Origin of the sequence: Mesotoga sp. UBA5825 (assembly GCF_002432955.1) — a bacterium.
Taxonomy (GTDB): Bacteria; Thermotogota; Thermotogae; order Petrotogales; family Kosmotogaceae; genus Mesotoga.
In genome coordinates, this window is the sequence record NZ_DJHG01000083.1 from 1 (window position 1) to 9,354 (window position 9,354).

Below are 9,354 nucleotides of genomic sequence, written 5' to 3' on the forward strand. Positions count from 1 at the left end.
GTGAGTTATTCTCTTCGAGAATCAGATAATAGGCTACCGATAGAATCATTTTATAGCGGTCGGGAAAACAGGCTTTCAAGTCGGCTGCGACTTCGGTTATCTTACCAACCTGATCGAGAAGATAGCAAGCACCATAGAAATCCCTTCGGATTTTGGTTATGGGAACTGGTCCGGGCTTTTTCAAAATGCCATCCTTCTGTTCAGAATCCTTCCTGTATGGTCTGGTCGGTACGATTTCTCCAGTGTCTGGATCCAGCNNTTTTCAACGCTTCACGAAGGTTTTCATCGTTAGGCTTTTCGGGAATGAAGGCTGTATCCATTTGCCCAGGAACTATTGAAACCAGAATGATTGAAGAAACAATGAAGATCAAGAGGGAAAAGTGGTTGGAAGAAATCCCCATGAAGAGATTCGGAAAGCCTGAGTACATAGCAGATATGGCCTCATTCTTAGCATCTGACAAAGCTTGTTGGATTACTGGCCAATCAATACACGTTAATGGAGGAATAGTCACACCTTGAAAGGGGATGAGTTGCATTGAGTGAAGAAAGCTTGACGAGAATGATTGATTCAACGATGTTGAAACCCGACGCAACAAAGAGGGACATCGAAGAAGTTTGCAGGCTGGCCATGGAATACAAATTTATGACTGTTGCTATTGGGGCTTCCTGGATTGAGTACGCGTCGGAGATATTGAAGGGTTCAGAAGTAGGAGTTGATGCACCGGTAGGCTTTCCGAACGGCTATTCTACTACTGAATCGAAAGTATTTGAAACAAAAGATTTCCTATTGAAGGGTGCAAGTGAAATAGATATGGTCATAAACATAGGTTGGCTGAAGAGCCAGATGTACGATGAAGTGAAGAATGAGATATTGGCTGTAAGAGATGCGGCCAAAGGCGTAGTCATGAAAGTCATTCTGGAAGTTCATTACCTGACAGATGAAGAAAAAAGGATAGGAGCTAACATAGTTGCAGATGCCGGGGCCGATTTCGTGAAAACATCTACAGGTTTTGCCGACACCGGCTGCACTGAATCCGACGTTAAGCTCCTGCTGGACGAGGTGGGAAACAGGATCCAGGTCAAAGCGTCGGGCGGCATAAGAAAGCTTAGGGACCTTCTTAGATACCATGAGCTCGGCGCAACGCGTTTTGGGGCAAGCAATGCACATCTCCTGATCGATGAATTAAGGAAGACGCCGTTTTATTGATGTGTAAGAGAAGGCATCATTGCTTGTGGTTTTTTGAGTAATGCAAGGGGATTTCCGGGTTGGTTTTCAGTGTTTCGTACAGAGAACTAGCGTCTCGTTTTTTGCTCGAAAGCAGGTAAGATAGATATGAAAGCCAACCTTTTTTTGTTTAGGAGTGGGGGAAATGCTTTTAGAAGAGTTTAGAGATAGGGTTAAGAGCTTGAGAGAGCTAATGGCTGCCAGAAGTGCAAGCGCCCTTTTATTGAGCAAGTGCTGTAATTTCTCATGGTTCACTTTCGGAGCCAGGAGTAACATTACCCTGAACTCCACCGAGGGAGAAGCCTCAATTCTCATAACAGGGGACCGCGTCTACATGATCACAAACAATATTGAAAAGCTGAGAATTCAGGAGATCGAGCTGGATGAAAGTCTTCTCGGAGAATTCGGGTTTCTTGAGTATAGCTGGTTTGAGCCCTCCGGAGAGAAAAGGCTGCTGGACAGCGTGGTTAACGGGAAGCTTATATCGGATACGGGAAGATACTCAAGCGAGTATGTTGATATAACACCCATGCGGAGCGTCTTAAGTGAGACGGAAATCGACACGTACAAAGCTCTGGGAAGAGAGTGCGATGAAATCTTCTCCCTGATAGTGCCGGATTTGAATCGACATATGACTGAGCTGGAGGTTCAAGGGCTTTTCTATAGGGCCATGGCAGAGAGGGATATAGAGCCGGTGTTGACACTGGTCTTCTCGGAGGAGAGCTCTCTCAGTTACAGACACAATCTTTCGCGAGATGTCAGACTGGGGAAGAGAGGCTTCGCGAGTATCTGTGCAAGAAAACGAGGGCTGATAATCTCTTCGAGCAGGTCTTTTCTGTTTGAGGCATCAGATGATATCAGGAGGCAACACGAACAGAACTGCCTCATCGATGCAAAGGTTATCGGATGCTCGAAGCCAGGAGTGAAGCTTTCACAGGTTTTTGAGAGGCTAGTAGAGGCCTATGAAACGGCTGGCAGGGCAGGTGAATGGAAACTTCATCACCAGGGAGGAACTGCGGGTTACCTCCCCAGAGAGGTGATTGCTAACCTGAAGAGTGATATCGTTCTCCAAATTGGAAACGCGGTTGCCTGGAACCCGACAATTAGAGGCACGAAGTCCGAGGATACTGTACTTGTAGGCAAGTCACAGAACACGATTCTGTCATTTCCTGATTCGAGCTCCTGGCCGGCTCTTGAATTCGAAATAGACGGTGTATCAGTTAAGAGGCCTGCGATTGTTATTGTTGACTGAGCGACAGTATCAGACCGAGAATCGCTTTTTTCATAATTGACTTATCAAGTTTCATTTGAGTCAACAAATAAGAGTTATAATAAATTGGGCATGGTTTTCTCTTGTCTAAAATAAAGAGCAGACCATAAAAAGGGATCTTGTTAAGATCCCTTTTTTAAAATGCATAGACCTTGTGCTAAAATGAATTCCGTTCAGCGGGACGGAGGGATCTCAATGAAAACAGTAGTTACGAACAAAAAGGCACGTTTCCAGTACCATCTTATGGATTCATACGAAGCCGGGATCGAGCTTGTCGGCACGGAAGTAAAATCTCTGCGCCTTGGTGGCGCTTCTTTGATAGATGCCTATTGCAAGATCGAAAATGGAGAAATCTTTCTTATGGAATGCAATATCAGTCAGTATACACATGGAAATGTTTGGAATCACGAGCCGCGCAGAAAACGAAGGCTCCTTATGCATAGGAAGGAGATACTGAGGCTCGATCAGAAGATCAAAGAAAAGGGATTGACGATTATTCCTTTGAGGATATATTTCAACGAAAGAGGAAAGGCGAAGGTTGAGATTTCGCTTGCAAAGGGAAAGAGGCTTTTCGACAAGCGGGAAGATATCGCGAAGAGGGATGTTGAAAGAAGGATGCGTCAACGGACAGACTTGTGAATAATTTTGCTTCCTGGGCGTATTTGTCTTCCGAATAGAGCAGCAATAATGGCTTTGAACCTCAATACTGTTGTGGTATAATCAATCTGTTATATACTGCCAATAACGCCAATAGCTTTGCAATTATTAAGGGGAGGTGTATTTATGAAGAAAGTCGCTTTAGTAGCTTTGCTCCTTTTTGCGGTCTCACTGGGTCTCTCTACGCCTAAAGCGCTTATAGGTGGTGGTTTTGGAATCAATGCCACTAATCCAGTTTATCAGTCAGAGAGATGGGGTGCCGGTGCTTTTGATCTCTCTCTTCAGCTTCCATTTACTGATAAGATTGGAACCATGTTGAGTGCTCAGGCTGCAATCAGATATCCGACCAATAAGATTGGCCTTTTAAATGCTGACATTTACTTTCAGGTTCTCGAGACGCTCAATCTGAAGGTGAGGCTGCTTGTTAGTGTGGGTTCAGTTCAGGATACCATAGCCGGTCAACAGTCCTGGGAGATAGGAATACTTGATCTAGGAGCTCCTCATCTTGCTCTCGGTGGTGGGTTCCAGATAATGACACCGATCACTGACAAGATGATTCTCAATGGATTTGCCAGGGGTTACAGAGTGAAAGACTATCAGACTCGCCAGGAGGGAAACTTCCCCGGCGGAGATTACTGGCCCCTTCCCGAGTTCTTCTCTGTAGGACTTGGAGTACTCTACGAATTCTAATCAAGAGCTAAAGAGGCTTTTTTGAGCAAGTATTTTTTGCTATTCTTTGTTCTATTTTTTTCTATTGTTGGTTTAGCGGTAACGGGTTACGACAAATTCTTACATTATTCTGTTAGTTATACCGCCTTTGGCCTTTCAAGTTACCTTCTTGGGGACACAGGCGGTTTTGCCTTTACCGCATTACTGGGTGTGGGGAAGGAAGTCTGGGATCTGATTTCAGGCAGAGGTTCTGCGGAGGTTGGAGACCTAATCGCAGACTTTGCAGGCATAGCATCAGCGTATAGTTTTGGTCACAGCCTGCCATTCAGGCCGATAATAATCTTTAGATGGGTATTCTAGAGGGCAATTCATTCATGTTGAGTTCCGGTCAGCGGCCAATCGGCAGGTTTTTTGATGCCGTGTTTCTCTGCCAGTGTTGTGAGCAGTATTTTTGTCTTGTTATCCAGTTCTATTCCCGACTCTAGAGATCTCTCCCTTGCTAATGCCTCTTTCTCTCCGTGATAGTAGATCTTTTCATGACCCTCGGCTTTGTCACTTGAAACGATTTCGTCGACTATCCTTTCCATGTGTCTTACTAGGTGTGAAGCTTCTCCAAAGAGCTTAAGGTCTAAACAGCCAAAGAAGTGGCACACGCCAGCCTGGGAACTCGAGTAAGTCTTTGCGCTCCAAGTCCCCAAAGATAGCCCGGCAGACAGCAGATCTACAAGAAGCGCCATCCCAAACCCTTTGTGACCACCAAAATCCTCATCGGATCCTCCCAAGGGAAGAATACCTCCGGGGTTTCGATTGTTGAAGTTGTTCAGAACCCTTCTGGGAGAGGTTGTGCTACTACCTGTTTCATCCACTGCCCAGCCGTTTGGAATGTCTCTTCCCAGCCTATCGTAAACCTCTAGTTTTCCCCTGGTCACAACGCTAGTAGCCATATCCAGTATGAAATCCTTCTTCAATCCTGGGATGGCTACTGAAAAGGGATTTGTTCCAAGAATGGCCTCCTTCCCGAAAGTCGGAACGACGAGAGGGTAGCTGTTGGTCATCGCTATCCCTATCATCTTTTCTGAAAGCGCCTTTTCGGAGTAATAGGCTGAGATTCCGTAGTGATTTGAGTTTCTGACCGAGACAAGGCCGATCATCGACTTCTTCGCTTTGGTTATTGCAAGATCCATCGCGTAGTTGGAAACACATTGTCCTGGGCCGCCGTTACCGTCAATTGTGGCCGAAATCGGAGTATCATGTACTATCGATGGCTTGGAATCGAGCAGGATATTTCCGCTATCTCTTTCCTTAATGTACCTACCAAGTCTTGCAACACCATGTGAAGGAATGCCACGCAAATCAGCTTCCAACAAAACGTCCACTATTTCATGAGCGGCCTCTATGTTGAAATTCTCGGAAAGAAGGATCTCTTCGCAGAGCTTCCTGAGGTTTTCATATGCTACGAGTCTACCCATAATTATCTAGTCCTTTCAAAGTAGTTCCTTGCTATTTCTACATAAAGCCTTCGGGCCCTATGGACTTCTTCAAGTTCCACATATTCGTTCGACCTGTGCGCCATTGAGGGGCTTCCGGGACCTAGTATTACTGTCTCAATCCCTTGCGATGCAGTAAAGGCACCGTCAGTGAAGTAGGTCATTGAGAGCTCTTCGGCTTTCAGGGCTTTCTTTTTGAGCACTTCCTTAACAGATTCAGTGAGAGTGCCTGAAGAGGAGAAAGACTCCCTGTTGAGCAAAATGATTTTCTCTGATTGATTGTATTTGCTTAGAACGGAATCTACGAGAGCGATGATTTCTGAAGAATCTGTGTTCTCTGCAAAACGAATGTCGATAACACATTCGGCCTCATCGGGAACGGTATTTTCTTTTGATCCACCTCGAATGATGTTCAGGCTCTCAGTAAGGCCTTCTATTTTCCCTAGAACCTGAGAAAGCTCATTGTAGGCACTGAAAAGCCTTGTAACTGCGTTAACTCCGTTTTGCGGTTGCGAACCGTGCGCTGATTTGCCTTTGAATTTCAGTTTAAGCCAGAGCGCTCCCTTCTCTCCGGTGGCAAGTCCTAAAGAAGTGGGCTCACCAATCAGCACAGCCGAGATGTCGAATGGTTTGTGTTCAAGAAAGTACTGTATTCCCGAGCAACCGACTTCTTCGTCGCACGTGGCAAGAAGAGCCACGTTTCCGCAGAACTCCCTATCTTCCGAAAGATCTACAAGCGCCGCAATTAAGGCCGAAAGACCACCCTTCATATCTGCGGAACCTCTGGCATAGAGCTCCCCGTCTATCTGTTCAGGTTTGAAAGGATCGGTATTCCAGTTTGAACCGGCGGGNNNCATCCATATGACCGGAGAAGACTAAATATGAGATTCGGGGATCGCGTTCGATCCTTGCAAGGAGATTCGAACGGTTATCGGCAACTCGGTGAATCTCTACGCTCACTTCTTTTCGCGTGAGAGTTCTCTCGATTATCGATACGGCGAGATCTTCATTACCCGGAGGATTCGTTGTGTTGGCAGAGCATAACTCAAAAAGAAGACTTTCGAGTTGGGAATCACTGTAACTCATAGTTTTATCCCCACATTCCAGATTGAGAAATCATCCTGTCCAAGAATCTCTGATTTAGTCTTTTCGCCGTTAGCAACTCTCAGAACAAGTTCGAAAAGCCTCTTTCCGCCTTCTTCTAATGTCTCTTTTCCGGAGATTATCGCACTGCAATCAAAATCGATGTTCATCTTCATCTTTTTAGCCGTTTCGTGGTTTCCAGTTATTTTTATAACAGGTGCTATCGCATTGCCTGTAGGAGTTCCCTGCCCGGTAGTAAAAAGCACAACTGTAGAGCCGCCGGCAACCATTCCTGTGACAGATTCTACATCATATCCGGGCGTATCCATAAGGTAAAGACCTGGCTCCGGATCAATTAATTCGCCGTACTCTTTAACACCTACTATCGGTACTTTGCCGCCCTTAATCATTGCACCAAGCGACTTTTCTTCAAGTGTGGTCAGTCCTCCCCGTACGTTCCCAGGAGAGATGTTGTTGGGGACGTTTTCTTTATCCACCACATCGCGGCTGTTCTTCATGCTTTCATCAATCATTCTCTTTAGCATCCCTGCAAATCGCCTCTTCATTTCTTCGTTTTTCATTCTCTCAAAGAGGAGGTGTTCTGCACCGACCAGTTCAGTGGTCTCAGAGAGTATCACACGACCTTCTTCCTTCCATAGAATGTCGGCAGCCTCGCCGACTACAGGATTGGCCGACAAACCCGAAGAGAAGTCGGAACCACCGCATTCCATGCCTAGGACAAGTCTTGAAAGCGGAACTTCCTCCCTTTCACTCTTCGAAGCTTCCTCTACCATTTTCCTGACAATTGCAGTTCCCCTTTCTACAGCTTCTACGGTTCCGTAGTCTTGAACCATTATTAGTCCGGCCGGTTTTCCGCTGTCTAGAATCACGTCCCTCAGTTCATGTGGGGACACCCTTTCACAACCGAGCCCAACAACAAGAACGGCTGCCACATTAGGATTTAGCGCAGTATTAATCAGCGTTCTTCTAGTCTGCTGAAAGTCATCTCCCAGTTGAGCGCAGCCTTGATTGTGGCTGGCCACTACCGATCCGGGAACAGCGGCCGAAATTTTTCTGGCAACATTCGAAGAGCAAAGAACACTGGGGAGAACGAGGACGTGATTTCTCACTCCAACACTTCCGTCACTTCTTAAATAACCCATCATGGTCTTCATAATATCTGGCCTAAGCCCTGTCACCTCCCTCTTTGATCTCCGTTCGTTCGCTTACAACATTTTGGATGTGAACATGCTGGCCCGTCGAGATGTTCGAAGTTGCAATCCCTATCTTGTTATTGTATTTAATTATTCTCTCGTTTCTTTTGATGTCTCTCACCGCGACTTTGTGACCGAAAGGTATTTCTTCCTTCGCAACCAGCATCTGCAATCCGGAAATACCCTTCACCTCTATCTCTTCGCCGATATCCACTTTCTCAAGCACCGTTGCGACATTGTCGTTTAAAGACAGCAAAATAGCATGCTTCATTTCTAATCCTCCAAATGGGCAAAGCTTTCTTTGGCAGCATAGTCAATATGGTTGGAACTGAGTATAGAACATATCATATTCATTGAGTGCTTGAGATGAACTTCCAGGGCAGCAGAAGCCTTCTCCAGGTCTCCTTCCAGGATGCTCTGCGCGATTTTGAAATGTTCCTCCATCTCGTTAATTATCCAGTCTTTTTGCTGTTCAAGAAGGTAGTATTTGATCACGTTCCGCATTCTGGCGAGCAGTATCGAGATCTTCGACATCATTTCAATTAGATATTCATTATTGCAGTTATTGAGTATCTCCCTGTGCAGCCTGTAGTCAATATCGTAAGGAACTTTGTTCTTTGTCTCCTCCGGTTCCGAGAGGTGTCTTCTCATCCTCACGATCAGATTCGATATGATCTCTCTGTCGATCCGATTAATTGATTCACTCAATGCAAGTTTCTCCAGCACAAGCCTTATCGGGAAGAGCTTCCTGACGTCATTTTCGAGAATCTCCTTTACGTAAAAACTCTTGGCGGCTCCCGGCGCGACAAGACCATCTTCCTTCAGCTTGTGGAGAGCCCCCCTTACCGGAGTAGAAGAAACACCGTAGATTCTCTTCAGCTTCTCGATCGTCAATCTCGCTCCGGGAGGGATTTCCAGTTCTACGATGCTATCCCTTATTGATCTGTAAAGCTGCTGCTGGATTCCCTGAAAGTGATTTGTGTCTGCCGATCTGTTCAAAGTGATCCCCCCAGGATTTGAGGGAAAGCTTTCAGAAATGAAGCAGTTTCCCTTAGAGTTTCTATCTGATCTTCATCGCAGAAGACCTCGACACTGTATTCACCGACATAACTCGATCTGCTCAGCATTTTCAAGAAGCTCTGAAAATCAATCGCGCCCCGCCCCAGAGGTTTGTGATTCGTATCTGCTAGGTGAACGTGTTTTATCAGCTCGATGTTCGAACTTACAAAAGCGGGATCCTTCAACTCATCGAAATGGTCAGAATCAAGGAGAATTCCAAAACTCTTTAGCTCTCTCTCAGAAAGAAAAGAGGCGGCTTCGACACAGTTATTAAGGATCGGGCAGACCACCTTCCTCAATGGTTCTATCAAAACGGACAACCCCTCGAGTTCACTTCTCACATATGAATCGATTTTTCCCAGCGATTCTCCAAGCCTCTCGAGTGACCTCTGGAGGCCGTCGGACCATATTACTCCCCTAAGTCTGCCGATATTAAGGTTAACTCCTAGAGCATGTGCCTTCTTGGCTGCCTGCAAAAAGGAGTTCAGCGCTCTCTTTCTTTCGTTCGCGTCTATGTGGTTCAGGTAAAGGCCGGCAGTTCCTGCCATCTCGCCAGTGCAGAGGAATATGCACTTCAAAGAGTACTGTCGCTCGAGTCGCTTCAGTTTTTCAACATCCACTTTTTCGGGTTCGGCGATCATGAGCTCAAAAGAGTTGAAACCGGCACCCACCACTGCGGCGAGCGTCTCT

12 protein-coding genes and 1 pseudogene are annotated in these 9,354 nt (G+C 46.0%); 6 read left to right on the plus strand and 7 right to left on the minus strand.

Annotation, left to right across the window (positions count from 1 at the left end; translation table 11 throughout):
* Window positions 1-256, minus strand: a pseudogene (locus B3N33_RS07955) (transposase); the annotation flags it as partial.
* Between B3N33_RS07955 and B3N33_RS12970 the strand changes: the two are divergent.
* The 6 genes from B3N33_RS12970 (at window position 217) to B3N33_RS07980 (ending at window position 4,181) form a co-directional block, all read left to right on the plus strand.
* Window positions 217-519, plus strand: a complete 303-nt coding sequence (locus B3N33_RS12970) for an SDR family oxidoreductase (protein WP_349682158.1) — start codon at window positions 217-219, stop codon at window positions 517-519. The pseudogene B3N33_RS07955 and the gene B3N33_RS12970 sit on opposite strands and share 40 nt — an antisense overlap.
* A gap of 16 nt (window positions 520-535) precedes the next feature.
* A complete protein-coding gene (gene deoC / locus B3N33_RS07960) occupies window positions 536-1,207 on the plus strand; it encodes a deoxyribose-phosphate aldolase (RefSeq protein WP_214079029.1) in 672 nt (223 codons plus the stop codon).
* Between the two features lie 163 nt (window positions 1,208-1,370).
* Window positions 1,371-2,477: a M24 family metallopeptidase gene (locus B3N33_RS07965; protein ID WP_292592898.1), complete on the plus strand. Its 1,107-nt coding sequence runs from the start codon at window positions 1,371-1,373 to the stop codon at window positions 2,475-2,477.
* 213 nt (window positions 2,478-2,690) lie between these two features.
* The gene (gene smpB, locus B3N33_RS07970; protein WP_039659593.1) at window positions 2,691-3,134 is read left to right on the plus strand and encodes an SsrA-binding protein SmpB; all 444 of its coding nucleotides are present in this window, start codon (window positions 2,691-2,693) and stop codon (window positions 3,132-3,134) included.
* Between the two features lie 144 nt (window positions 3,135-3,278).
* On the plus strand, window positions 3,279-3,842 hold the full coding sequence (locus B3N33_RS07975) for a hypothetical protein (RefSeq protein ID WP_214079031.1): 564 nt from the start codon (window positions 3,279-3,281) through the stop codon (window positions 3,840-3,842).
* Window positions 3,843-3,863: 21 nt separating this feature from the next.
* Entirely contained in the window at window positions 3,864-4,181 is a 318-nt protein-coding gene (locus tag B3N33_RS07980; RefSeq protein WP_292589882.1) for a hypothetical protein, read from the plus strand.
* Window positions 4,182-4,189: 8 nt separating this feature from the next.
* Here the strand turns inward: B3N33_RS07980 and B3N33_RS07985 are convergent, their stop codons facing one another.
* The 6 genes from B3N33_RS07985 to B3N33_RS08010 form a co-directional block, all read right to left on the minus strand.
* A complete protein-coding gene (locus B3N33_RS07985) occupies window positions 4,190-5,290 on the minus strand; it encodes an Ldh family oxidoreductase (RefSeq protein WP_214079032.1) in 1,101 nt (366 codons plus the stop codon).
* A gap of 2 nt (window positions 5,291-5,292) precedes the next feature.
* Window positions 5,293-6,165: a M20 family metallopeptidase gene (locus B3N33_RS07990; protein WP_292592900.1), complete on the minus strand. Its 873-nt coding sequence runs from the start codon at window positions 6,163-6,165 to the stop codon at window positions 5,293-5,295.
* 225 nt (window positions 6,166-6,390) lie between these two features.
* The gene (locus B3N33_RS07995; protein ID WP_292592902.1) at window positions 6,391-7,590 is read right to left on the minus strand and encodes a UxaA family hydrolase; all 1,200 of its coding nucleotides are present in this window, start codon (window positions 7,588-7,590) and stop codon (window positions 6,391-6,393) included.
* Window positions 7,577-7,876 carry a UxaA family hydrolase gene (locus tag B3N33_RS08000; RefSeq protein WP_292592905.1) on the minus strand — a complete coding sequence of 100 codons (300 nt, stop codon included), beginning with the start codon at window positions 7,874-7,876 and terminating at the stop codon, window positions 7,577-7,579. The genes B3N33_RS07995 and B3N33_RS08000 overlap by 14 nt, the downstream gene beginning before the upstream one ends.
* A 2-nt stretch (window positions 7,877-7,878) precedes the next feature.
* Window positions 7,879-8,604: a GntR family transcriptional regulator gene (locus B3N33_RS08005; protein ID WP_292592907.1), complete on the minus strand. Its 726-nt coding sequence runs from the start codon at window positions 8,602-8,604 to the stop codon at window positions 7,879-7,881.
* Window positions 8,601-9,354 (minus strand): sugar phosphate isomerase/epimerase family protein (locus B3N33_RS08010; protein WP_292592909.1); only part of this gene is annotated, 754 nt, incomplete at its 5' end. The genes B3N33_RS08010 and B3N33_RS08005, both read right to left, overlap by 4 nt.

Bases quoted from the DNA above. Each gene is read 5' to 3' on its own strand.
- B3N33_RS07965 (WP_292592898.1), top strand. From the start codon at position 1,371: ATGCTTTTAGAAGAGTTTAGAGATAGGGTTAAGAGCTTGAGAGAGCTA.
- smpB (WP_039659593.1), top strand. From the start codon at position 2,691: ATGAAAACAGTAGTTACGAACAAAAAGGCACGTTTCCAGTACCATCTT.
- B3N33_RS07975 (WP_214079031.1), top strand. From the start codon at position 3,279: ATGAAGAAAGTCGCTTTAGTAGCTTTGCTCCTTTTTGCGGTCTCACTG.
- B3N33_RS07985 (WP_214079032.1), bottom strand. From the start codon at position 5,290: ATGGGTAGACTCGTAGCATATGAAAACCTCAGGAAGCTCTGCGAAGAG.
- B3N33_RS08000 (WP_292592905.1), bottom strand. From the start codon at position 7,876: ATGAAGCATGCTATTTTGCTGTCTTTAAACGACAATGTCGCAACGGTG.